The 23490-nt window shown below is 61.5% G+C and carries 17 protein-coding genes and 1 tRNA gene; 7 read left to right on the top strand and 11 right to left on the bottom strand.

What is annotated here, in order from left to right:
• Positions 1–59: 59 nt before the first annotated feature.
• The 4 genes from ASD52_RS34590 to cpdR1 form a co-directional block, all read right to left on the bottom strand.
• A complete protein-coding gene (locus tag ASD52_RS34590; protein WP_025424825.1) occupies positions 60–752 on the bottom strand; it encodes an alpha/beta hydrolase in 693 nt (230 codons plus the stop codon).
• Positions 753–1167: 415 nt separating this feature from the next.
• Positions 1168–1800, bottom strand: a complete 633-nt coding sequence (locus ASD52_RS34585; RefSeq protein WP_025424824.1) for a DUF1311 domain-containing protein — start codon at positions 1798–1800, stop codon at positions 1168–1170.
• Positions 1801–2365: 565 nt separating this feature from the next.
• Positions 2366–2440, bottom strand: a tRNA-Val gene (locus ASD52_RS34580).
• A gap of 272 nt (positions 2441–2712) precedes the next feature.
• Positions 2713–3075: a response regulator CpdR1 gene (cpdR1, locus tag ASD52_RS34575; RefSeq protein WP_025424823.1), complete on the bottom strand. Its 363-nt coding sequence runs from the start codon at positions 3073–3075 to the stop codon at positions 2713–2715.
• A 195-nt stretch (positions 3076–3270) separates the two neighbouring features.
• On the opposite strand from cpdR1, the gene ASD52_RS34570 reads away from it, so the two are divergent.
• Both ASD52_RS34570 and hisN read left to right on the top strand, forming a co-directional pair.
• Positions 3271–4152 carry an N-formylglutamate amidohydrolase gene (locus ASD52_RS34570; protein ID WP_025424822.1) on the top strand — a complete coding sequence of 294 codons (882 nt, stop codon included), beginning with the start codon at positions 3271–3273 and terminating at the stop codon, positions 4150–4152.
• Positions 4153–4571: 419 nt separating this feature from the next.
• Positions 4572–5345: a histidinol-phosphatase gene (hisN, locus tag ASD52_RS34565; protein ID WP_025424821.1), complete on the top strand. Its 774-nt coding sequence runs from the start codon at positions 4572–4574 to the stop codon at positions 5343–5345.
• Between the two features lie 24 nt (positions 5346–5369).
• Here hisN and ASD52_RS34560 read toward each other — a convergent pair whose 3' ends face one another.
• Complete coding sequence (locus ASD52_RS34560) at positions 5370–6335, bottom strand: alpha/beta hydrolase (protein WP_025424820.1); 966 nt, start codon at positions 6333–6335, stop codon at positions 5370–5372.
• Between the two features lie 394 nt (positions 6336–6729).
• Here ASD52_RS34560 and ASD52_RS34555 point away from each other — a divergent pair, with 394 nt between their 5' ends.
• Positions 6730–7191, top strand: a complete 462-nt coding sequence (locus tag ASD52_RS34555; protein ID WP_025424819.1) for an Hsp20 family protein — start codon at positions 6730–6732, stop codon at positions 7189–7191.
• A gap of 151 nt (positions 7192–7342) precedes the next feature.
• Here ASD52_RS34555 and ASD52_RS34550 read toward each other — a convergent pair whose 3' ends face one another.
• Entirely contained in the window at positions 7343–8332 is a 990-nt protein-coding gene (locus ASD52_RS34550; RefSeq protein ID WP_057226585.1) for a bile acid:sodium symporter family protein, read from the bottom strand.
• A 95-nt stretch (positions 8333–8427) separates the two neighbouring features.
• Here ASD52_RS34550 and ASD52_RS34545 point away from each other — a divergent pair, with 95 nt between their 5' ends.
• Positions 8428–9285: a LysR substrate-binding domain-containing protein gene (locus tag ASD52_RS34545; protein WP_025424817.1), complete on the top strand. Its 858-nt coding sequence runs from the start codon at positions 8428–8430 to the stop codon at positions 9283–9285.
• Positions 9286–9385: 100 nt separating this feature from the next.
• Here ASD52_RS34545 and ASD52_RS34540 read toward each other — a convergent pair whose 3' ends face one another.
• A complete protein-coding gene (locus tag ASD52_RS34540) occupies positions 9386–10432 on the bottom strand; it encodes a low specificity L-threonine aldolase (RefSeq protein ID WP_057205649.1) in 1047 nt (348 codons plus the stop codon).
• 556 nt (positions 10433–10988) lie between these two features.
• Between ASD52_RS34540 and gltB the strand changes: the two genes are divergently transcribed.
• Together gltB and ASD52_RS34530 are read left to right on the top strand one after the other, a co-directional pair.
• Positions 10989–15713, top strand: coding sequence for a glutamate synthase large subunit (gltB, locus tag ASD52_RS34535; protein WP_025424815.1), 4725 nt, complete (start codon positions 10989–10991; stop codon positions 15711–15713).
• A 104-nt stretch (positions 15714–15817) separates the two neighbouring features.
• Complete coding sequence (locus ASD52_RS34530; protein ID WP_025424814.1) at positions 15818–17275, top strand: glutamate synthase subunit beta; 1458 nt, start codon at positions 15818–15820, stop codon at positions 17273–17275.
• Between the two features lie 217 nt (positions 17276–17492).
• On the opposite strand, the gene ASD52_RS34525 is transcribed toward ASD52_RS34530, so the two are convergent.
• Together ASD52_RS34525 and ASD52_RS34520 are read right to left on the bottom strand one after the other, a co-directional pair.
• The gene (locus tag ASD52_RS34525) at positions 17493–18713 is read right to left on the bottom strand and encodes a DUF459 domain-containing protein (RefSeq protein WP_234907903.1); all 1221 of its coding nucleotides are present in this window, start codon (positions 18711–18713) and stop codon (positions 17493–17495) included.
• A gap of 101 nt (positions 18714–18814) precedes the next feature.
• Positions 18815–20035, bottom strand: coding sequence for a lytic murein transglycosylase (locus tag ASD52_RS34520; protein ID WP_025424812.1), 1221 nt, complete (start codon positions 20033–20035; stop codon positions 18815–18817).
• Between the two features lie 394 nt (positions 20036–20429).
• Between ASD52_RS34520 and galU the strand changes: the two genes are divergently transcribed.
• Positions 20430–21317: a UTP--glucose-1-phosphate uridylyltransferase GalU gene (gene galU / locus ASD52_RS34515; protein ID WP_025424811.1), complete on the top strand. Its 888-nt coding sequence runs from the start codon at positions 20430–20432 to the stop codon at positions 21315–21317.
• A 114-nt stretch (positions 21318–21431) separates the two neighbouring features.
• On the opposite strand, the gene ASD52_RS34510 is transcribed toward galU, so the two are convergent.
• A complete protein-coding gene (locus tag ASD52_RS34510; RefSeq protein WP_025424810.1) occupies positions 21432–22877 on the bottom strand; it encodes an outer membrane beta-barrel protein in 1446 nt (481 codons plus the stop codon).
• 152 nt (positions 22878–23029) lie between these two features.
• Complete coding sequence (locus tag ASD52_RS34505) at positions 23030–23488, bottom strand: NfeD family protein (RefSeq protein WP_025424809.1); 459 nt, start codon at positions 23486–23488, stop codon at positions 23030–23032.
• Between the last annotated feature and the right edge of the window lie 2 nt (positions 23489–23490).

Raw genomic sequence — 23490 nt, 5'->3', positions numbered from 1 at the left:
ACGATGCTGCCCCGAAATGAAAATGTCGTTCGGGGCAGCCGGTGGCGCGACGCCCGACGTCAGGCGAGCGAGGCGACCGCTTCTTCGATCAGCGCGACGACCTCCGGGGCACGCGAGGCCAGCGACGCGTGGCTCGCGTCAAGCGTGATCGTCTTCTTCGCCTTGATGCGCTCCGCCATCCACTGTTCGGTTTCCGGCGGAATCATGTTGTCGCGGCTCGACACCTGATACCAACTGGGCTTCACCTTCCAGGCCGGCGGGCCGGACTTGTCTTCAAAGCAGCGTCCTGCAATCGGCTTCTGCACGACGGCCATGACCAGCGCTTCGGTCTCGCCGAGATCCTGGCCGAAGCTCTGGCGGAACGTCGCCTGGTCGAGCCAGAGGAAACCATCCTTATCAGGCCGGATACTGCCGGCACCGGAAGGGGCGTCGCGGCGGGCGAAGATGCTGCCGAGACTGTCACCTTCGTCGGGCGCGAAAGCGGCGATATAGACCAAGCCGGCAACGTTCGGCGCGTGGCCGGCGCCGGTGATCACGGCACCGCCATAGGAATGGCCGACCAGCAATGTCGGCCCGTCCTGTGCGGCCACAAGTTTCGATGTCCGGTCGATGTCGTCGGCAAGTGACGTCAGCGGGTTCTGGACCGCTGCGACATTGTAGCCCTTGGCGTGCAGCGGCGGTATCACGTGGCGCCAATGCGAGGCGTCACCCCAGGCGCCATGGACCAGGACGATGTTCTTGATGGCTGGCATTGTCCGTTCCTTTCCTTCCCACTTCAGCGCCGCGCGTCTTATTAGACGCGCAAAGGTCGCTGTAACACTTTGAATTGCTGTATGTTTTATCCTTAGATCGAATACAGTCTAACGAAACATGCGGTAGGGCTCTCGAATCCTCGGCACTTTGCCGTCGACATGGCGCGTGCCTCCTGCCGGGCGGATGCGTTCAGGTCGCGAGAGCAAAGTAGGGCGGCGAGGCTGGCCGATCCATGAGCTACCCCGAATATTCCGCGCAGTGGCGGCCGCTGCGGTCGATGCCGTCACTCGGTGGCTTGCACGGCAATGCCGTCACGGTGGGCCGGTTGATCAGATCACAGGTAGGCAGACGATCGGCTTCATCGAAGCACGATCGCCGTTCCTCTCATCTATCGATCAAGTTCTCGATCGTGCCTTACTGTTTCTTGTAGGCGCCGTCGAACGAGGCAGAGTTGCCGCAGAAAACGCGGCAATCCTTGGGAGTGACATCGATCTGGGAACCTGTGATCTTCAAGTCGACCGTGCACTGACCGTCGGCGCCGATTTCCTCAGGCGTGAAAACGTGCTGCACCGCCTCCCCTTCAAGCGGGGCACGGAAGGTTACCGAGCAGGAGTCGTAGGAGGGAGCGCCGACATCGGTCGAGATGTTGACCAAGAGGTTGCCATCGGGAAACAACACGCTGTCGAGCACGCCGCGCGCGTTCCCGTACGTGCCTGTGAGATGTTTTTGGTCATAGGCGGAGCTGAGTTCGGCATAGCGGCCACGATAGCTGTCGATCAGGCAATGGTCTCGCTTTGCAAGCCAGGCGCGCTGGCTCGATTCCAGTGTGGCGGCATCCGCGCCTGGCGCAGCGCGGACGGCCTTGTACAGGTCGGCCATGGTCTGATCGATCCACCCCATTCCGGAATCTCCGCCGGAGCAAAGAACTTTTTCGACCTGGCTCTTGGCCTTTGAACAATCAAAGCTCGGCTCCTCCTGCGCCTGGACCAGAGATGGTGCAGTCGACATTGAGAAAAGACCAAGACCGAAAACGAAAAATCTGTTCATTGTACCGTCTCCTCGTGTGGCGTTGGACAACCCGTGAGAACTGTGCGTGCCGTTGGTTTCACAAATTCGATGGCAAGGGTCAGGGCCTGTTAAATTCATCCACTCTGTTCAGGACCATGGGATCGGATGGAAGGAAACAGGCGCAAGGCAAGACCCGAAGGTCTTGTCGAGCACTGTTTTCGATCAGACTGCCCATAGTCCTGATCACGAAGGGCGAGGCCGATTTTGCGCGTGGCTGCGTCGGAAGGATTTGAAAATGTTGGTGTATATCCTGCCGCTGTAGTGTGTGTGCAACAACGTAACGCTGCTTGAAATTAAGTTGTATCCTATTGAATACTGCAATCTTTGCGATTTTGCGTCAAGGTAAACGAGTAGCGATTCATGCCGCTTTCCATTTAGCGCAATCCGCAGTGTGCCGATGATCCGGCACGGATCGTCCCATGCTGTTCTGATCCTCTCCAATATCGCGCTTAGGCGTCATCGGCCGCAGGTTCGATGAACCTTGGAAGCAAAACGTAAAAAGGGCTTCCGGTTTCCCGAAAGCCCTTTTTATCAGAAACTTGGATGGTGGGCGTGACAGGGATTGAACCTGTGACCCCTACGATGTCAACGTAGTGCTCTCCCGCTGAGCTACACGCCCATCCGATGAGGCGCATAGACCATAGAACCCGCTCTCGCGTCAATAGGGTTTTCGAAGGTTTTTTGACTGAAATTTTGCTGGCGGTTTTCCGTCATCGTCTGCCGCCTGTGGCGGCTTGCCGGAAGTCCGGATTTCCGGGCTTTGCGCGTAAGTCACTGAAATAAAAAGACCGCCGGAGATCCCTGTGGATCGCGGCGGTCGATCTGAAGTCTGCGCCGATCCGGTCCAAGTGTCACGGACGGCGGCGGCAGCTGTGGAAAAAATGTCTGGCCTCAGGCGGCCAGCATCTTGTTGACCTCGTCGACCAGGTCGCGAAGGTGGAAGGGCTTCGACAGGACCTTGGCGTCCTTCGGAGCTTTCGAATCCGGGTTCAGCGCGACCGCGGCAAAGCCGGTGATAAACATCACCTTGAGATCCGGATCGAGTTCGGTCGCCCGACGGGCAAGCTCGATGCCGTCCATCTCGGGCATGACGATATCGGTCAGGAGAAGCGAGAAGGGCTCTTCGCGAAGGCGGTCGTAGGCGCTGGCGCCGTTGTCATAGGACATGACCTTGTAGCCAGCCTTTTCGAGCGCCTTCACAAGGAAGCGGCGCATATCGTTGTCGTCTTCGGCAAGAAGGATTTTCACAGTCATGAACTCGGCCGTTGCTTCTCTTTATTCATTGCGTATGGATTGCGGCGTTCTATCCAAACCGCAACGGGGTAAATATCTCGTGAACGCGACGCGTCAACTCCCCAGAAACCGGAGTGGGCGCACTATGGACACAGAGCCGACCAACTGGCAACATGATGGCAACAGCAAGAACCGCACATGGTAAAAAGGGTTCCGATGGGGGAGATGACGGAGAGGGAGCTGTTTGAGGTTCTGGAACCTGCAAGTCAGCGGATTCCCTTCGTATTCAACTCGCCGCATAGCGGCCGCTCTTATCCACAGGCCTTTCTCGATCAGTCCCGCCTCGATGCGCTGGCGATCCGTCGTTCCGAAGATCACTATGTCGACGAGCTGTTCCAGAACGCGACGTTCCTCGGCGCGCCGATGCTGCTGGCGCATTTCCCGCGGGCCTTCCTCGACGTCAACCGCGAGCCTTACGAACTCGACCCGCGCATGTTCGACGGGCCGGTGCCGCCGCATGCCAATATCAGTTCGATGCGGGTGGCAGGCGGCCTTGGAACCGTGCCGCGGCTTGTCGCCGAGAACATGGAAATCTATCGCGGCCGCTTCCCCGTCGAAGACGCGCTGGCGCGCATCGAGACGATCTACAAGCCCTACCACGCCACCTTGCGCAAGCTCATCGCCCGCACGCATGTCCAGTTCGGCCTGTCGGTCTTGATCGATTGCCACTCGATGCCCGGCAATGTGCATCTGCCGGGCAGCGCCCAGCGGCCGGACTTCATCATCGGCGATCGTTACGGCACCAGTGCCGCGGCGGAACTGTCGAGGATGGCCGTCGATCTGTTGGCTGAGCTCGGCTATACCGTCGCGCGCAACAAGCCCTATGCCGGCGGTTTCATCACCGAACATTACGGCCGACCGAGCCGCGGCCTGCATGCGCTGCAGATCGAGATCAATCGCGGGCTCTATGTCGATGAGACGACGCTGGTCCGCAAGCCCGGTTTCGGCGCGCTGGTCGCCGATCTCACCAGCTTCATCGCGTCGCTCGCGCGTCATGTCGAGGATTATGGCGCCTATCTGCCGCTTGCTGCGGAGTAGCGTCGGTTCCCTATGGCATGTTCCTTAAATCCTATTCGATTTAAGGATAAAAACATGCAGCAATTCAAAGCGCTACAGCGACCTTTGCGCGTCCAATAAGCCGCGCGGCGCTGTAGTAGACCTCAAAAAGAACCGCGCCGGTGGCGCGGTTAAGTCTAGGGAGGAAACACCCAAGGAGGGTATTTACAGTCACAAGTGACTGCACAAAAACCCTAATATTGCACTGCACAATTGTCAAGTTGAGAGAGTGAAAACTTTTGCAGTGCGGCAAAGGAATTTCACCGGATCGACGGCGCTGAAACGATCGGAACGGCCCACCGTCTTGGATCGCTGACAGCCGGTCGCTTGGCCGTTTGCCTTTCTGCAGATTTCGTCTATGCAGATTGGACCTTCCTGCTTCTTTCCCTAAAGAGAGTGACATGCTGCCCGACCGCTCCTTTTTCGATCGTCTCGCCGATGCCGCCAAGGCGGAAACCTTGCCGCGCTTTCGCATCGGCACGAGCGTCGTCAACAAGCTCGAGGGCGGTTTCGATCCGGTGACCGAGGCCGATCAGTCGGCTGAGGCCGCGATCCGCGCTCTGATCGAGGAGAATTTCCCCGGTCACGGTATCCTCGGCGAGGAGCATGGCAATGTCGGGCTCGATCGCGAATATGTCTGGGTGATCGATCCGATCGATGGCACGCGCGCCTTCATCTCCGGCCTGCCGGTCTGGGGCACGCTGATCGGTCTTTATCGCAACGGCGATGCGGTGATGGGCCTGATGGATCAGCCATTTACCGGCGAACGCTTCTTTGCCGACGGCAAGCAGGCGCTCTACCGTGGACCCGACGGCGACAAGGTGCTGTCGACCCGCACTTGCGACGCGCTTTCAGATGCCGTGCTGTTTACGACCTCGCCGCATCTCTACACCGGCGACAACAAGACCCGCTTCGAGGCGCTGCAGGACAAGGTGCGGCTGTTCCGCTACGGTTGTGATTGCTATGCCTTCGCGCTGCTTGCGGCCGGTCATGTCGACCTGGTCATCGAGTGCGGGCTCAAGCCCTATGACGTCGGCGGCCTTATCCCGTTGATCGAGCAGGCTGGCGGCATCGTCACCAACTGGCAGGGCGGCCCGGCGGAAATGGGTGGCGAAGTCATCGCTGCCGGCAGCGCCGAACTGCATGCGCAGACGCTGGAAATTCTCAAAGGCTGAATTTTCTCAAAAGACTGAATTGTCTCAGGCCGCTTCGCCTTCGTCCTTGTCGTCCTTATCGGGAATGACGAAAGCAAGAATGGCCGCCATGGCCTGGGCGCGATAACGATCGGCCTCGTGCAGCAGTTCGTGGCGCGCACCGTCGATCGGGATCATGTGGGCGGCGCGGAAATTGCGCGCCAGCCACTCGACGGCGACATGCGGCACCAGCCGGTCGGCTGTCGGCGCCAGGATGATCGTCGGCAGGGTGATGCGGGTCAGATGTTCCCGTCGGGCGACGCGGCGCATTGCACGAAACGCTTCGGTCAACCAGCGCGCCGACGGCGGCCCAAGTCGCAATTCCGGATAGGCTTCGGTCAAGGCCAGGTTGCGCGCAAAGCGCCGGCGGTCGGCGGTCAGCACGTTGTTTTCAAAGGGGCGATTGCCTTTGTCGGCATGCAATGGCAGCCGCCCGAGACCGACCCAGCGCATCACCGTTGCCATGCTGGCGATGCTGCGTTCGCCAATTATCTGGCCACCGAGGCCGACAAAGGGGGCAAGCACCACCAGGCGATCAATGCGGCTCGAAAGCGTGGGCGCGAGCGACAGCGCGACCAGCGCGCCCATGGAGTGGGCGACAATCGAAAACGGCAGCCGGGTATCCGGCAGCACGATCTGTTCGAGGAAGGTGGTCAGATCGCGCTCGTAATAGGAGAAGCGCTCGACATGGCCGCGCCCGGCCTCGGGCAAGAGCCGCTCCGAGCCCGCCTGGCCGCGCCAGTCGAAGGTTGCGACCCAGAGGCCGGCGGCGTTGAGTTCGGCGATGGTCTCGAAGTATTTCTCGATCGATTCGTTGCGGCCCTGCAGCAGCACCACGGTGCCGCGCGCAACCGGCGTCCTGGTCTTGAAGATGGCGTAGCGGATCTTGCGGCCACCGGCTCCATCGAAGAAGCCCGCCACGTGATTGTCCGGTATCGGATTATCCGGTGTGGAGCGGAGGATCGTGGTCATGACGGACGAAACCAGGCTGAAGACGCGTTGATCGGTATCATCAGGGATAGGCGGCGGGCTTGGCGCCGTCAAAGAAAAAAGCCGGAAACGGTGGGTGAAATCCGGACGATCACCGTTTCCGGCCGCTGAAGGGGAAGGGACATGTCACTTCAGCCCCAGGAGATTTCCTCCCAGTGTGGCCTTTGTAACGCCCCTGATCTGAACCACGGCCGAACCTGTCATTCATCCGCCATTCACCTCTTGGGAATCTTGAGGCGGCATGCCTTGAACTGACGAAATCGCATTCCCATCTCTTGCTCACGGACGCCGATAACGGGTCCGTTCACCGGTCGCGCCGCTGCCTGGATGGGGTGGCAGACCAGACATCGCAAACAGTTGCTCCCAGGAGGACACCATGCGTCACGTTGATTTTTCCCCCCTCTATCGCTCCACCGTCGGCTTCGACCGCCTCTTCACGATGCTCGACAGCCTCGGCCAGCCTGACCAGGCTCAGACCTATCCGCCCTATAACATCGAGCGCACCGGCGAAAACGCCTACCGCATCACCATGGCGGTTGCCGGCTTCGACGAAACCGAACTGTCGATCGAAGCGCGCGAACATACGCTGACAATCAAGGGCGAAAAGAGCGAGGACAAGGCCGAAGAAAACCAGTTCCTGCATCGCGGTATTGCCAAGCGCGCCTTCGAGCGTCGCTTCCAGCTTGCCGACCATGTGGAGATCAAGTCCGCTTCGCTGAAGAATGGCCTGCTGCACATCGACCTCACCCGCGAGATCCCGGAAGCAGCCAAGCCGCGCCGGATCGACATTACGTCGGTCGCATCGCAGCCGAAGCAGATCGAGGCCCAGAACCTCTAATCCCTCCCTCCCAAGCTTGAAGAGGCGGCGCCCGAAAGGACGCCGCCTTTTTTTGGGATCGTTGTTTTCGCGTCTTCCCGGACAGGTTCTAGATCATTGAAATAACGCAATGCCGGACGGAAAACCGTTTCACACTTTTCCTGGAATTGCTTTAGGGGCGGACGGGTTCGGCGATGGCGTCCAGCTCTTTGCGGGCGGCGTAACGCTGGGCAATCACCGCGCAGGCCATCAGCTGGATCTGGTGGAAGAGCATGACCGGCAGCACGATCGCACCGATGTTCTGGCCGGCGAAGATGGCGCTTGCCATCGGGATGCCGCTCGCAAGGCTCTTCTTCGAGCCGCAGAAGGTAATGGCGATCTCGTCGGCGCGGTTGAAACCGAAGAGGCGGCTGCCGAACATGGTGACGGCGACTACCAGCGCCAGCATGACGATCTCGATCGCGACCAGCACCCCGAGATCGGCAAGCGAAAAGGTCTGCCATAGCCCCGATGTGACGGCCTGGCTGAAGGCCAGATAGACGACCATGAGGATCGAACCGCGGTCGACGGGCGCAAGCAGGCCCTTGCGCGCCCGGATCCAGCCGCCGATCCACGGCTGCAACAATTGACCGGCGATGAACGGTGCCAGCAGCTGCAGCAGGATCTGCTCAAGGGCATCCAGCGACACACCGCCATGGCCGCCGGCGGAAAATAGGAGACCGACGAGAAGCGGCGTCAGGAACATGCCGAAGATGTTGGAGGCGGACGCTGAGCAGATTGCTGCCGGGACATTGCCGCCGGCAACCGACGTGAAGGCGATCGACGATTGCACGGTCGAGGGCAGGACGCAGAGGAAGAGGATGCCGGTATAGAGCGCCGGCGGCAGGACCGATGACGGTACGAAGCCGACGACGAGGCCGATCAGCGGGAACAGCACGAAGGTCGATGCCAGGATCGCCAGATGCAGCCGCCAATGCAGGAAGCCGGCGACGACGACATCGCGCGACAATCTTGCGCCATGCAGGAAGAAGACCAGGCCGACCGCCACCTTCGTTGCCATGGCGAACCAGGCCGTCGCCTCGCCATGGATCGGCAGCATCGATGCCAGAAGCACGGTGAGAAGCAGGAGCAGGGTGAAGGTGTCGGGAAGATAGCGGCCCATGTCTGTCACTGGCTCGATTGAGAAACGTCTTGCCGAGAAATGTCATTATGAAGCAGGATGCAAGGAATAACAGTTATCGCGAAATTGGATAATGCATGCTCGACCTCGTGCAACTGCGCAGCTTCGTTGCGCTCGAACAGATGGGCAGCTTCACCCTCGCGGCCGAGAGACTGGCGCTTGGCCAGTCGACGGTCAGTCAACATATTCAAAGGCTTGAGGCGTCGCTCGGGCGCAAGCTCGTTGCCCGCGACACGCACCGGGTCTCGTTGACGACGGATGGTCAGGCCCTGCTTGCCCATGCGCGTTCGATGCTGGCGATCGACGACGAGGTCAAGGCGCTGCTTGCCGAAAGCAGTCTGCGCGGACGATTACGGCTGGGCATGTCGGAGGATTTCGTCACCAGCCGGTTGCCGGGCGTGCTCGAAGATTTCGTTCGCGCCCATCCGTCGGTGGAGCTCGAATTGACGGTAGCACTCAGCGGCGTGCTCTACCATATGCAGGATGGTGGCGAGATCGATCTGGTGCTGGCAAAGCGGCGGCTGGGCGATCCGCGCGGCGAACTGGTCTATCGCGAGCCGCTGGTCTGGTTGGCGCGTGATCCCGAGCGTGTGAAGCGTGACAGGGTGCTGCCGTTGATCGCCTTTCCGCCGCCGAGCATCACGCGCAGCGTGGCGCTCGAGGTGCTCGACCGGCATCGGCTGCCATGGCGGATCGTCTGCACCTGCGGCAGCCTCAGCGGGCTGACGGCCGCCGCCCAAGCGGGCATGGGCGTGCTCGTCCAGCCGCGCAGTATGGCGCCGCAGGGCCTGCGGGAAATACCCACCGGCACCTTGCCGCCGCTGGAGGATGTCGAGTTCGTACTGGTTCCCAGCAAGGGCGCCGACCAGAAGCTGATCGCGGCGCTCTCGACCGAGATTTTGTCGAAGGTGAGGACGTTACAGGGCCAGGCGTGAGCCACAACACCGCGCGTGGCACGCGGTATTGTGGCTCTTTGAATTTGCTGCATAATTTTCTCCTCGGATCTATCCTGATCCAAGGAATTATGCAGTCGCCTCAGCAGGCTGCGACGAAGCGATCGACGTCGTCCATCTTGGTCGCAAAGCTCGTCACCAGGCGATAGAGGCCCTCGTCGGCCGCGAGGCTTCCGGCGAGTTCGTGCGGAACCGGCCAGTCGTAGAAAACGGCGCCTTGCTCCTGCAGTTTCGTCGCCACGTCCTTTTTCAGGATGACGAAGACCTCGTTGGCTTCGACCGGCCAACCGAGCCGGCTGTTGCGCGAAGCGGCGATGCCGTTGGCAAGACGCCGGGCCATGGCGTTGGAATGCCGGGCGAGGTCGAGCCAGAGACCGCCTTCGAGGTAGGCGTCGAACTGGGCCGAGACGAAGCGCGATTTCGAGAACAACTGAGCCGAGCGCTTGCGCAGGAAATGCATCTCGTGCGCCTTCGAAAGATCAAAGAGGACAAGGGCCTCGGCGCACCAGCAGCCGTTCTTCGTGCCGCCGAAGGAAACGAGATCGACGCCACGCTTCCAGGTCATCTCGGCCGGTGTGGCATCGAGGCTGACCAGCGCATTGGCAAAGCGGGCGCCGTCCATGTGCAGCGGCAGCTTGTGTGCATTGGCGACCGCGGCAATCGCCTCGATCTCATCGAGTGCGTAGACGGTGCCGCTTTCGGTCGCTTGCGTCAGCGTGACCGCCATCGGCTGACCGCCATGGACATTGTCGAGCGGGTAGCGGCGAATTTCCGCCTCAAGGCGCGATGCGTCCATCTTGCCATGTTTGCCGTCGACGGGCTTCAACCTCGATCCATGGGTGAAGAATTCCGGAGCGCCGCACTCGTCGGCCGTCACGTGCGCTTCGCGGTGGCAGAACGCGACGCCGCCGGCGCGGCTGGTGCTGGCGAGCGCCAGCGAATTGGCGGCCGTTCCCGTGCCGACGAAGAAGACTGCGACATCGCGCTCGAAAACCTCCGACAGTTTCCTCTCCACCTTCCGGTCGAGCTCACTGGTGCCGTAGGCGGAGGCGTAGCCGTCGGCATGGGTCACGAGGCTCTGGGCGATGGCAGGGTGGGCGCCAGCCCAGTTGTCAGAGGAAAAAATCATCACATATCGTCCTGTTTCACGGTCATATCGACGTCGTTCGGGCGACCATAACCCACCTGCCGGCCGGATCAATCACGGTCGCTGCTATGGAGGCCAACAGGATACCAGTTTGAAACCAAAATGAAGAAAACGTCCGTTTGTCGTAATTAAATTATAAAACCGGGAAATTTTCGGCAATGTTCGGCAAAATCCCTTCTATTATTTGCTCATATGCCCCTTGCGGAGGGGGGCGGTTTCTGGCATAGAGCGCATGAAATAGGACAGTCTTGCTGTCCTATTTCGGTCTAGGGACCGGAACAATCGCCGCAAGTGCCCAAAAAATCGGCAATCGGCGTGTGGCGCAGGGGGATCCGCCGGATTTCATCCGGTTGTTAACGCCTGCCATCAGGATGGTCACTGACATCAATGCCTGATGATGCCGTGCATTATTTGCGACCTGATCAGGATCATGAGACGATGAATGCCCCGGCTTTGCGGCACGTGAATGCGTGCGACGAGAAGCCATGCGCGGGCGCAGGTATGCCCGGACATGCCGGGTTCAACAGGAGGGAAGACGATGACGGATCACACGCCATCACAGCAATCTGGGCTCAACCTCGCACACACTGTTGCGACGGCTGAAAAAACGCCCACATTCCCGTCCGGCCTGCCGCGAAAACAGGGTCTCTATGATCCGCGCAACGAACACGATGCCTGCGGCGTCGGCTTCGTCGCGCATCTGAAGGGTGAGAAGTCGCACCAGATCGTGCGCGACGGCCTCTTCATGCTCGAAAACCTGACGCACCGCGGTGCCGTCGGCGCCGACCCGCTGATGGGTGACGGCGCTGGCATCCTCGTGCAGATCCCCGACCGCTTCTTCCGCGAGGAAATGGCCAAGCAGGGCGTTACCCTGCCGAAGGCCGGCGAATATGGCGTCGGCTACCTCTTCATGCCGCGCGACGAAAAGCTGATTGCCCATTTCAAGGACGTGATCAGCGAAGTGGTCGCCGAGGAAGGCCAGCACGTGCTTGGCTTCCGCGACGTGCCGGTCGACAATTCGTCGCTTTCCAAGGCTCCTGATATCGCTGCGACCGAACCGCACCATGTGCAGGTGTTCATCGGTGCCGGCCGCGATGCCGCGACCAACGCCGAATTCGAGCGTCGCCTGTTCACGCTGCGCAAGGTGATCTCCAACCGCATCTATGCGGAAGCGGAAGGCGGCGATCTCGGCTTCTACGTCGTGTCGCTGTCGACGCAGACGATCGTCTACAAGGGCATGTTCCTGGCCTATCAGGTCGGCGCCTACTACAAGGACCTGGAGGACGAGCGCTTCCAGTCGGCCGTCGCCCTGGTTCACCAGCGCTTCTCGACCAACACGTTTCCGTCCTGGAAGCTCGCGCACCCCTATCGCATGGTCGCCCACAACGGCGAAATCAACACGCTGCGCGGCAACGTCAACTGGATGGCGGCGCGCCAGGCTTCCGTGTCCTCGCCGCTCTTCGGCGACGACATCTCCAAGCTCTGGCCGATCTCCTACGAGGGTCAGTCGGACACCGCCTGTTTCGACAACGCGCTCGAATTCCTGGTGCAGGGCGGTTACTCGCTTTCGCATGCGGTGATGATGCTGATCCCCGAAGCCTGGGCCGGCAACCAGCTGATGTCGCCCGAGCGCAAGGCGTTCTACGAATACCACGCAGCGCTGATGGAGCCGTGGGACGGACCGGCAGCCGTGGCCTTCACCGACGGCCGCCAGATCGGCGCGACGCTCGACCGCAACGGTCTGCGTCCGGCCCGCTATATCGTCACATCTGATGATCGCGTCATCCTCGCGTCTGAAGCCGGCGTGCTTCCGGTCGACGAAGAAAAGATCGTCAAGAAGTGGCGCCTGCAGCCGGGCAAGATGCTGCTCATCGACATGGAGCAGGGTCGCATCATCTCCGACGAGGAGGTGAAGTCTTCGCTCGCCGACAAGCATCCTTACCGCAAGTGGCTCGACGATACCCAGCTCATCCTCGAAGAGTTGAAGCCGGTCGAGCCGCGTGCGCTGCGCCGCGACGTTTCCCTGATCGACCGCCAGCAGGCCTTCGGCTACACGCTCGAAGACACCAAGATCCTGATGTCGCCAATGGCCACCACCGGCCAGGAAGCCATCGGCTCGATGGGCACCGACACGCCGATCTCGGCAATGTCCGACAAGCGCAAGCTGCTCTATACCTACTTCAAGCAGAACTTCGCGCAGGTCACCAACCCGCCGATCGACCCGATCCGCGAAGAGCTGGTGATGAGCCTCGTCTCGTTCATCGGCCCGCGCCCGAACCTGCTCGATCATGCCGGCATGGCGCATGCCAAGCGGCTGGAAGTGCGCCAGCCGATCCTGACCAACGGCGATCTGGAAAAGATCCGCTCGATCGGCCATACCGAGGACCGGTTCGACACCAAGACGCTCGACTTCACCTACGACATTTCGCGCGATGCCGAAGGCATGCCGGAAATGCTCGATCGCCTCTGCGAACGTGCGGAAGCGGCGGTCAAGGGTGGCTACAACATCATCGTGCTTTCCGACCGCCAGGTCGGTCCGGACCGCGTCGCGATCCCGGCGCTGCTGGCAACGGCCGCCGTGCACCACCACCTGATCCGCAAGGGCCTGCGCACCTCGGTCGGCATCGTGCTGGAATCCGGCGAACCGCGTGAAGTGCATCACTTCTGCCTGCTCGCCGGCTACGGCGCCGAAGCGATCAACCCGTATCTTGCCTTCGATACGCTGACCGACATGCACAAGCGCGGCGATTTCCCCAAGGAAGTCGACGGCAGCGAAGTGGTCTACCGCTATATCAAGGCGGTGGGTAAGGGCATCCTCAAGGTGATGTCCAAGATGGGCATCTCGACCTACCAGTCCTATTGCGGCGCGCAGATCTTCGATGCTGTCGGCCTGTCGTCGAAGCTGGTCGACCAGTTCTTCTTCGGGACTGCGACGACGATCGAAGGCATCGGCCTTGAAGAGATCGCGGCCGAAACCGTCGCCCGCCACAAGGCAGCCTTCGGTGCCGATCCGGTGCTTGCCAACACGCTCGATATCGGTGGCGAATATGCCTACCGCATGCGCGGCGAAAGCCACGCCTGGACGCCGGATGCGATCGCCTCGCTGCAGCATGCCGTGCGCGGCAATGCAGAGGATCGCTATCGCGAATTTGCCGAGATGGTGAACAACTCGGCGCTCAGGATGAACACGATCCGTGGCCTGTTCACCGTCAAGAGTGCGGAGGCTGCCGGCCGCAAGCCGATCTCCGTCGACGAGGTCGAGCCGGCCACCGACATCGTCAAGCGCTTCTCGACGGGCGCCATGTCCTTCGGCTCGATCAGCCGCGAGGCGCATACGACGCTGGCAATCGCCATGAACCGGATCGGCGGCAAGTCGAACACCGGCGAAGGCGGCGAGGAAAGCGACCGCTACCTGCCGCTGCCCGATGGCTCGACCAACCCGGAACGGTCGGCGATCAAGCAGATCGCCTCCGGCCGCTTCGGCGTGACCACCGAGTATCTTGTTAATGCCGACATGCTGCAGATCAAGGTGGCCCAGGGCGCCAAGCCCGGCGAGGGCGGGCAGCTGCCCGGCCATAAGGTGGATGCGACCGTCGCCAAGACCCGGCATTCGACGCCGGGCGTCGGCCTGATTTCGCCGCCGCCGCACCACGACATCTACTCGATCGAAGATCTGGCGCAGCTGATCTACGACCTGAAGAACGTCAACCCTGAAGCCGATGTTTCGGTCAAGCTGGTCTCGGAAGTGGGCGTCGGCACGGTTGCTGCCGGTGTCGCCAAGGCGCGCGCCGACCACATCACCGTTTCCGGTTTCGACGGCGGCACCGGCGCATCGCCGCTGACGTCGTTGAAACACGCCGGCAGCCCCTGGGAAATCGGCCTTGCCGAAACTCAGCAGACGCTGGTGCTGAACGGCCTTCGGTCGCGCGTTGCCCTTCAGGTCGATGGTGGCCTGAAGACCGGCCGCGACGTGATCATCGGCGCGCTTCTCGGCGCCGACGAGTTCGGTTTTGCCACCGCGCCGCTGATTGCGGCCGGCTGCATCATGATGCGCAAGTGCCACCTCAACACCTGTCCTGTCGGTGTCGCGACCCAGGATCCGGTGCTGCGCAAGCGCTTCAAGGGCACGGCCGAGCACGTCATCAACTACTTCTTCTTCGTTGCAGAGGAAGTGCGCGAGATCCTCGCCTCGCTCGGCGTGCGCAGGCTCGATGAAATCATCGGTGCTTCCGAACTCTTGGAGAAGGACGGCGCGCTCGCCCACTGGAAGGCCAACGGTCTCGATTTCTCGAAGATCTTCCACAAGGTCGACGCTCCGAAGGCGGAGACCTACTGGACCAGCCGCCAGAAGCACCCGATCGACGACGTGCTCGACCGAACGCTGATCGAGAAGGCCAAGATCGCCTTGGAAACCAAGGCGCCCGTCGCCTTCGAAGCCAAGATCAAGAACGTCGACCGGTCGGCCGGCGCCATGCTTTCGGGTGTGCTTGCCAAGCGCTGGGGCCACAAGGGCCTGAAGGACGATACGATCCACGTCACCCTCAAGGGTACGGCGGGCCAATCCTTCGCCGCCTTCCTGGCGCGCGGCATCACCTTCGACCTGGTGGGCGACGGCAACGACTATGTCGGCAAGGGGCTTTCCGGTGGCCGTATCATCGTCCGGCCGCCTGAAAACACCAAAATCGTGCCCGAAAACTCGATCATCGTCGGCAACACCGTGCTTTACGGCGCGATCTCCGGCGAATGCTACTTCAACGGTGTTGCCGGCGAACGCTTCGCCGTGCGCAATTCCGGTGCCATTGCGGTCGTCGAAGGCGTGGGCGACCACGGCTGCGAATACATGACCGGCGGTGTCGTCGTCGTTCTCGGCGCGACGGGCCGCAACTTCGCGGCCGGCATGTCCGGCGGTGTTGCCTATGTGCTGGACGAGGAAGGCGATTTCGCCCGCCGCTGCAACATGGCGATGGTCGAACTGCAGCCGGTGCCCGAAGAAGACGACATGCTCGAGAAGCTGCATCATCACGGCGGCGACATCATGCACAAGGGCATGGTCGACGTGTCCGGCGATATGACGCGCCACGACGAGGAGCGGCTCTATCAGCTGATCTCCAGCCACCTGCACCACACGGGCTCGCCCCGGGCAAAGGCGATCCTCGACCATTGGGCAGACTACCGGCCGAAATTCCGCAAGGTCATGCCGGTCGAATATCGTCGTGCGCTCGAAGACATGGAACGCATGAAAATGGCAGAGGCGGCCGAATAGAGGCCCCGGTGAAAAGGGCTCCCGGTTCCGAAAAGGGTTCGGGGGTTCATCACGCGCGCTTGTCTCAAGTGCCTGTTCAGACGCATAGCTATCAGGATGATACGATGGGTAAGGTAACTGGTTTTCTCGAGATCGACCGGCAAGTGGCAAAGTACCAGCCGGCGTCCGACCGCATCCGCCATTTCCGTGAATTCACCATTCCGATGTCGGAACCGGAGGTGCAGAAGCAGGCGGCACGCTGCATGGATTGCGGCATCCCCTACTGCCATGGGCCGACCGGGTGTCCGGTGCACAACCAGATCCCCGACTGGAACGATCTGGTCTACAACGGCAACTGGGAAGAGGCGATCCGCAACCTGCATTCGACCAACAACTTCCCGGAATTCACCGGCCGCGTCTGCCCCGCGCCGTGCGAGGAAGCGTGCACGCTGAACCTCGAGGATGCGCCGGTCGCGATCAAGACCGTCGAGCAGGCGATCGCCGACAAGGCCTATGAAATGGGTTACATCGTGCCGCAGCCGGCTGTTACCAAGACCGGCAAGAAGGTCGCCGTCATTGGTTCGGGTCCGGCCGGCATGGCCGCCGCCCAGCAGATGGCGCGCGCCGGTCACGAGGTTCACGTCTACGAGCGCGAGAGCAAGCCCGGCGGCCTGCTGCGCTACGGCATCCCCGACTTCAAGATGGAGAAGAACTTCATTGATCGCCGCGTCGAGCAGATGAAGGGCGAAGGCGTCACCTTCCATTGCGGCGTCAATGTCGGCGTCGACCTGCCGGCCGAGCAACTGATCGATCGCCACGATGCCGTGCTCTATTGCGGCGGCTCCGAAACGCCGCGCAATGCCGGCATCCCCGGTGTCGAATTCGCCGGCGTGCATGACGCCATGCCCTATCTCGTGCAGCAGAACCGCCGGGTCGGGCGTGAGAACATCGACAGCACCGGCTGGCCGTCAGCGCCTATCCTTGCCGGCGGCAAGCACATCGTCGTCGTCGGCGGTGGCGACACCGCCTCCGACTGCGTCGGCACGGCCTTCCGCCAGGGTGCCGTCAAGGTCACCCAGCTCGACATCCGCCCGCAGCCGCCGGAAAAGGAAGACAAGCTTGCCGTCTGGCCGTTCTGGGCGACCAAGATGCGCACCTCGTCCAGCCAGGCCGAAGGCGCGATCCGCGAGTTCCAGGTCGCGACGTTGGAGTTTGTCGGCGACGAGGACGGCAACCTCATCGGCGTCAAGTGCTGCCAGGTGGACGATCGCCGCAAGCCGATTGCCGGCACGGAGTTCATCATCAAGGCCGATCTTGCCTTCATCGCCATCGGCTTCAGCGGCCCGTTCACCGATAGCGTACTGAAGGATCTCGGCGACAAGCTGACGCTCAACACCGATCGTCGTGGCTCGACCAACGTCGTTGCCAACGACCGCGACTACAAGACTTCGGTCGACAAGTTCTGGACGGCCGGCGACGTTCGCCGCGGCCAGTCGCTCGTCGTCTGGGCGATCCGCGAAGGCCGCCAGGCGGCCCGCGCGATCGACGAGGCGCTGATGGGATCGTCGATCCTGCCGCGCTGACATCATTGCTCCCAAGTGCAAAAAGGGCTCCGCCGGTTCATCGTGGGGCCCCTTTTGCTTTAGGGAATTTCCAGGAAAAGTGCGAAGCGGCTTTCCGTCAGGAAATGCGTAAAAACAAAGAGATAGAGCATCTGTGCGCTTCCGTCCAAATCGGAAACGCTCTAGGCGAAGCGATCGCCGTGACGATGGTTGTCGCACGCAGCCGCTCGAAAAAGTGTTAGTTCCGGATCACCGGATTGCTGATGACCGTACTAGGCTTGGCGAGGCGGAAATCGTCGACACGGCCGGCAGGTGCCGCGGCAACATCCCCCTTGTCGACCAGTCGGTCGCGCGGGCTCTTGCCTGTGCCCTTGTTGGGTGCGGCATCGCCGAGCAGTGCTGCAGCGCCGTCGAGATCCGGATCGGTGAGGCCGATCGGCTGCGTCTTGACGATGTCCTCGTTGGCAAGCGGCGCGGTAACCACAAGGTCCTTCAGCCCATCGGCGCCCGGCACGTCCTTGTCGGTCGCCGCGGCATCCCCGAGCAGGCGGCGAATGTCCTTTTCCACGTAGAAGGCGAGCTTGCGTTTACCGGCTTTGGTCAGGTTGATCCCGTCGGCGCCGCGCAATCGAACCTGCTGGCCGTTGATGTCGGAGCCGGTCAGCACGAACTTGCCGCCTTCGTCGACGAAACCGTCCCAAATGTCGACGAACTGGCCACCGACCTTTTCGACTTCCTCGCGGTAGATGCCGTTGAACGTCACCATGTCGGCGGTCATCGCGGCGGACTGGAACGGCGGCATGCCGACCCACAGGACCGGCAGTTTTTCCTTGTGTGCCAACTCTGCTAGCGCATGGACACGTTTGCGGTATTCCTCGGTCCAAAGATCGGTGCGGTACTTTTCCTTGGTGCTGCCGATCTGCATCTGCTGACGATCGTTGGCGCCGAGGCTGATGATGATGACGGAAGGCTTGATCTCGCCCACATAGCTCGGCAGCGTCACCGGCCAGTTGAAATAGTCCTCGCGCACCAGCCCGGACGAGCCGCTTGCGCGCGTCTCGATGGTGATGCCGGGCGTCATCTCGAATGCGGTCTTCAGGCCATCGCCGAGGCTGCCGGCCATGAAGTCGCCGACGACCAGAACCTTCTTGGAGTCCGGCGCCTTTTCAACCGGCTGCGGCACCGGCGCCGCATCGGCAATGGCGGGCTTTGCCTTTTGCTGGCCCGGAGCCTTCTGTCGTTGCGGGGTTTGGCTTTGGCGGGCGCGCCTCGGGCGCGGCTGTTGCGGAAACTCGTACCGCTCGTCGATTACGCGGCGTTCGCGCGTGAGGCCGCCGAACAGCATCTGGAAGAGATTGCGTCGCTGCACCCTCTGCTGGGCTTCCGCATAACTTGCGGCAAAGCCGACGAACAGCATCGCGGCTGCGGCGATGATCATCGTCGCCGTCCTCCAGGGCATTGCGCCCCCTGTCATCCGGGCCTTGGTTTTCGCATGCATATCTGATCATCCATCGAACGGACGGCGGCCGCAAGGCCGCCGTCGCGTTTCGGGCGTGCGCGTCAGTTGCGCAGGGCGCGCAGCAGATGTTGTGTCGGCTCGCCGTCCGGCGCCAGGCCGTTCTTCGATTGGAACTCCTGGATCGCAGCCTTGGAGCCGGATCCGAAATTGCCGTCGACTTCGCCGCTGTAATAACCCAGTTCCTTCAGGCGGTTCTGCAATTCGAACTTCTCGCTGATATCGAGCGAACCGTCCGGTCGCGGCCAGCGCTGCTGCATTCCGGCATAACCGGCGATCTGGTCGGCAAGAAGACCGACGCCGAGCGCGTAACTGTCCGACGCGTTGTAGCGCTTGATGACGAAGAAGTTCTTGGTCATCAGGAAGCCTGGACCGTTACCGCCGCTCGGCAGCTTCAGTTCGGCCCGCGAATTGCCGTTGCGGAAGCCCTTGCCGTTCGGGCGGAGGAAACCGAGTGCTGCCCACTGGGCAAGCGTCTTCGTCTGTCCGGAATATTTCGCGGCGTTGGCCGGTGGTGCGACTTCGTAGCCCCAGGTCTCGCCCGCTTGCCAGCCGTTCTTCTTCAAAAGGTTGGCGGCGGTCGCAAGCGCGTCGGGCACCGAATTCCAGATGTCACGATGGCCGTTACCATCAGCGTCGACCGCGTAGAGCAGATAGCTGGTCGGGATGAATTGCGTGTGTCCCATGGCGCCGGCCCAGGAGCCGGTCAGTTCGCGCGGGGTGATGTCGCCGCTCTGCAGGATCTTGAGTGCGGCAATCAGCTGGGTCTTGGCGAATTTCGCGCGCTTGGGATCGGCATAGGCAAGGGTTGCGAGCGCCCGCGGCACGTAGTGCAGGCGGTCGTCCTTTTCGAGAACGGCGCCGTAGTTCGATTCCATCGACCAGATCGCCAGCAGGATCGTCTTGTCGACGCCGAAGTGCTTTTCGATCGAATTCAGCGTGCGGGCGTGCTTGGCGGCCATCTCCTGGCCGACGCGCTTGGTGTAGGGGTTGACGCGGGAATCGATGTATTCCCAGATCTTGTGCTTGAACTCAGGCTGGTAATTGGCCTTTTCGATCACGGTGGCGTCGGGTGTCTTCACGCCGGCAAAGGCCTTGCGATAGGTCGCCTGGGTGATGCCGCTCTTTGCAGCCGTGGCATAGAAGTTGTTGATCCAATTCTGGAATCCGGCATCGGCGCGCGCGGGGGAGGTGCCAAGCGCGACGGCGGATAGGACGAAGGCGGCTGCGATATGACGGAAAAACGTCCTGCGGTTTCTGATCATCAGCTGTCGGTTCCGTTTCTCTGCGGAGCCTCAGCCGTCATAGCCGGGACATTTCCGCATGGTGGCAGTCTGGAGCCAGCCTTGCGGTTCGGCGACCGCCGGCGGTTCCTGTTCTCGGATCCGGCCGCAGTCGATGCAGCGCCGGATTAAGGCGAATCTACAGAAACGTGGTCAACAAACCCTTTACCATGAAAAGGCCATTGCGTCTTCCGTGGAAGAAAATGCGAGTACCGTCCGTATCTGCATTTTTTTCGTCCCGGTTCAGCGTGCGTTCACATCGTTGCGTAGAGATTGCCGCCGCACTGCAAAGCGCTGCACGATTCCTTAAATTGATTTTGATTTAAGGATTTTAACAGCAACACTCAGGATTGAAATCCGAATGAAGGAGGTACCGATGACCGACAAGCGTAAAGTCCGCAAAGCCGTGTTCCCGGTCGCTGGTCTGGGCACGCGTTTCCTGCCGGCCACCAAGGCCGTGCCGAAGGAAATGCTGACGGTGGTGGACAAGCCGGTCATTCAATATGTGGTCGACGAGGCGATGGAAGCTGGTATCGAGCACCTGATCTTTGTCACCGGCCGCAGCAAGGCCGTGATCGAGGACTATTTCGATATCCAGGTCGAACTCGACCAGACCCTGCGCGAGCGCAACAAGAAGATCGAGATCGAGCTTCTCGACACCATTCTGCCGAAGGCCGGCACGACGAGCTTCACCCGCCAGCAGGCGCCGCTCGGCCTTGGCCATGCCGTGTGGTGCGCCCGCGAGCTGGTCGGCAACGAGCCTTTCGCGCTGTTGCTGCCCGACATGATCATGAAGGGCGAGAAGGGCTGCCTGAAGGGCATGGTCGAGCTCTACGAACAGAGCGGCGGCAACGTCATAGCAGTCGAGGAATGCGCACCGGACCAGGCCCACAAATACGGGATCGTCGGTGTCGGCGACAAGGTCGGCGACGGCTTCAAGATCACCAAGATGGTCGAGAAGCCCGCACCGGGAACGGCGCCGTCGAACTTCTTCATCAACGGCCGCTACATCCTGCAGCCGGAAATCTTCCCGATCCTGGAGAAACAGGAGCGTGGCGCCGGCAACGAGATCCAGTTGACCGACGGGATGCTGAAGCTTTCGGAGGTCCAGCAGTTCGCCGCCTATCATTTCCGCGGCGAGACCTACGACTGTGGCGCCAAGGATGGCTTCATCCTCGCCAACGTCGCCTTCGCGCTGGAGCGCGCCGATATCCGCCCGATCGTGGAGGGCCCGCTGAAGGCGCTTTTGAGCAGCTTGAAGTAATCCCGGTTCAACCGAAACGAAAAGGCCGCGTCCCCCACGGGCGCGGCCTTTTTCTTTGTGTGGAAATGCGCATTGCCGCCCGGCCTTTATGCATGGCGGCCTCTCTGCTTTTACTCAACGCCGCAGCACAAGACCGACGCCGACGCGGGTGATGTCGGTCGTATCGCCGACGTCGGGCGTGGTGCGCTCATAGCTGACATCGCCGATTAGTGCGAGGTAACGGTTCATATCCCAGGTGAGGCCTGCGCCGGTGCGCCAGGTTGTCTCGTCGAGGGAACTGGAGTCTGACGGATATTTGCGGATGATCAGGGTGTTGGACAGTCGTGCAACCAGATCGGAGCGCATCTCGTGGGTGATGATGTTGGTCAAGGCATAGTCCATCGATCCGGAAACGCCCGCTGTCGTCGACGGGTCGAGACCGGTCGATAGCCCGAAGAGCACATCCGTACCGCGTTGCGGCGACCAGTTGAGGCGGCCGTCGACGGACAGGCCGCTGACGTCGCTGAGCCGGTCATCTTCGAAACGATAGGTCTCGTAGCCAAGGGCGATCTCGCCGTAGAGCTTCTCGCCAAGGTCGACCTCCAGACCGCCACGTGTCGCGTAGCTCTGGTAGGAGCGCTCGAAGCCGAGCGTGTCCTGGCGAAGATCGTAGATCGACCCGCCGACCGCGGCCTCGATGAACGGGATCAGTGCCGGTGACATTTCATAGCCGACGCGCGCCGTCAGGGTTCCGTTGTTGCGGTTTCGGTCTTCGACCGACATCGTCGTGCCGTTTTCCAGCTCGACGTCGCCATAGGTCTGCCGTTCGAATTCGAGCCCGACCGATCCGCGGATGAGGCCGAAGTCGCGCTCGATGGCAGCGCCGAGCCGATAGGTGTTGACGCCCGATTGTGTCTTGGCATTCGAGATCGCGTTCGGATCGTCGGCGTCCTCACGGTCGAAGCTGTAGCCTGCCCGAAGACGCGCAACGGTTTCATCTGAGAGATCGAGGCGCAGTTCCGCGTCGATGTCAGCGCGAGGCTCTTCCTCGCCCTCGCCGGAGATGTTGTTCTGCAACACGCCAGCGCCGATAACCGTCAGTTCGTGGCGGGACCAATCCGACGTCAGGGTGCCGCGGATGCCGGTTTCCAGATAACCGCGGTTCTGCTTGTTGTTGTTGCCGTTGTTGCGCCATTCATGGTTGATCGTCTCGCCGATTTCCGGCCGCAGCGTGAATGTGCCGATGCGAACGCCGGGTGCGCGGTCGTCTTCCGGCTCTATTCGCGTCCGCAATCCATCGATCGTTGGTTCGCGGCGGTTGAGACGGATGAGGTCTTCGTCCGAGGCCGGAGACAGATCGTCGGTGCTGACGGCGCCCGTCGTTTGCGGATCGGCGATCGCCGGTGCTGCGGTTGCTGTGCCGGGGGCAACGATGCCAGGGGTCGTCGGCACGGCGGCGTTCGTCACCGTTTGGGCATGCGCCGAAAGCGGAGCGGCCATCGCGGTGCCGGCCAGCAGCAACGCCACCAGCGTCAAACGCCGCGCGTCTCTTCCGATCGAGCGAGTGTTGTCTGGCACCATCTGCCGTTTGTCCGCGAGCCTGATTGCAATCCTTTCGCAATCGTAAAGCCGCGTGGTTAACCAATCGTTTCCAAACGGCAAAAACGCGTTAACGACATGCGCAAAAACAAGAGCTTAAAGCGCAGCACGCGCATCTGAACGGTCGCGGCGCTTTAGGCGCTCTCGACCGTCAGGTTGCGCCCGTGGCTGGCAACGATGCGAACGCGCGTACCGGCGGGCAGATCGGGCCCCTCGACGATCCAGATCGTATCGTCCAGACGCACGCGGCCGTGGCCCTCGGCAATCGGCTTTTCAAGCACGGCGGTTCGGCCGACGAGGCTTTGGGCCCGTTGGTTGAGCAGCGGTTCGTCCGTCTCCCTGGAAGACGAGGAGATGAAGTGCCGCCCAAGGAGAACGGCGACGATGGACAGAAGCGCGAAGACGACGAACTGAACCTGCCAGCCCCAGACGACAGTGTCCCACAGCAAAAGCGACAGAACGCCGGTGATGAGCGCGGCAATGGCGATCCAGACGAGGAAAACGCCGGGTGCGACGACTTCGGCCGCCAGCAGTGCAAGACCGAGAACCCACCAGCTCCAGGGGCCGAGTTCAAGGATGATGCGCTGGACCATCG

The sequence above is a fragment of the Ensifer sp. Root142 genome (genome assembly GCF_001426785.1).
Lineage (GTDB): Bacteria > Pseudomonadota > Alphaproteobacteria > Rhizobiales > Rhizobiaceae > Ensifer > Ensifer canadensis.
This window is presented reverse-complemented; position numbering and strand designations above follow the sequence as displayed.

Bases quoted from the DNA above. Each gene is read 5' to 3' on its own strand.
- ASD52_RS34590 (WP_025424825.1), bottom strand. From the start codon at position 752: ATGCCAGCCATCAAGAACATCGTCCTGGTCCATGGCGCCTGGGGTGAC.
- ASD52_RS34585 (WP_025424824.1), bottom strand. From the start codon at position 1,800: ATGAACAGATTTTTCGTTTTCGGTCTTGGTCTTTTCTCAATGTCGACT.
- cpdR1 (WP_025424823.1), bottom strand. From the start codon at position 3,075: ATGACTGTGAAAATCCTTCTTGCCGAAGACGACAACGATATGCGCCGC.
- ASD52_RS34570 (WP_025424822.1), top strand. From the start codon at position 3,271: ATGGGGGAGATGACGGAGAGGGAGCTGTTTGAGGTTCTGGAACCTGCA.
- hisN (WP_025424821.1), top strand. From the start codon at position 4,572: ATGCTGCCCGACCGCTCCTTTTTCGATCGTCTCGCCGATGCCGCCAAG.
- ASD52_RS34560 (WP_025424820.1), bottom strand. From the start codon at position 6,335: ATGACCACGATCCTCCGCTCCACACCGGATAATCCGATACCGGACAAT.
- ASD52_RS34555 (WP_025424819.1), top strand. From the start codon at position 6,730: ATGCGTCACGTTGATTTTTCCCCCCTCTATCGCTCCACCGTCGGCTTC.
- ASD52_RS34550 (WP_057226585.1), bottom strand. From the start codon at position 8,332: ATGGGCCGCTATCTTCCCGACACCTTCACCCTGCTCCTGCTTCTCACC.
- ASD52_RS34545 (WP_025424817.1), top strand. From the start codon at position 8,428: ATGCTCGACCTCGTGCAACTGCGCAGCTTCGTTGCGCTCGAACAGATG.
- ASD52_RS34540 (WP_057205649.1), bottom strand. From the start codon at position 10,432: ATGATTTTTTCCTCTGACAACTGGGCTGGCGCCCACCCTGCCATCGCC.
- gltB (WP_025424815.1), top strand. From the start codon at position 10,989: ATGACGGATCACACGCCATCACAGCAATCTGGGCTCAACCTCGCACAC.
- ASD52_RS34530 (WP_025424814.1), top strand. From the start codon at position 15,818: ATGGGTAAGGTAACTGGTTTTCTCGAGATCGACCGGCAAGTGGCAAAG.
- ASD52_RS34525 (WP_234907903.1), bottom strand. From the start codon at position 18,713: ATGCCCTGGAGGACGGCGACGATGATCATCGCCGCAGCCGCGATGCTG.
- ASD52_RS34520 (WP_025424812.1), bottom strand. From the start codon at position 20,035: ATGATCAGAAACCGCAGGACGTTTTTCCGTCATATCGCAGCCGCCTTC.
- galU (WP_025424811.1), top strand. From the start codon at position 20,430: ATGACCGACAAGCGTAAAGTCCGCAAAGCCGTGTTCCCGGTCGCTGGT.
- ASD52_RS34510 (WP_025424810.1), bottom strand. From the start codon at position 22,877: ATGGTGCCAGACAACACTCGCTCGATCGGAAGAGACGCGCGGCGTTTG.
- ASD52_RS34505 (WP_025424809.1), bottom strand. From the start codon at position 23,488: ATGGTCCAGCGCATCATCCTTGAACTCGGCCCCTGGAGCTGGTGGGTT.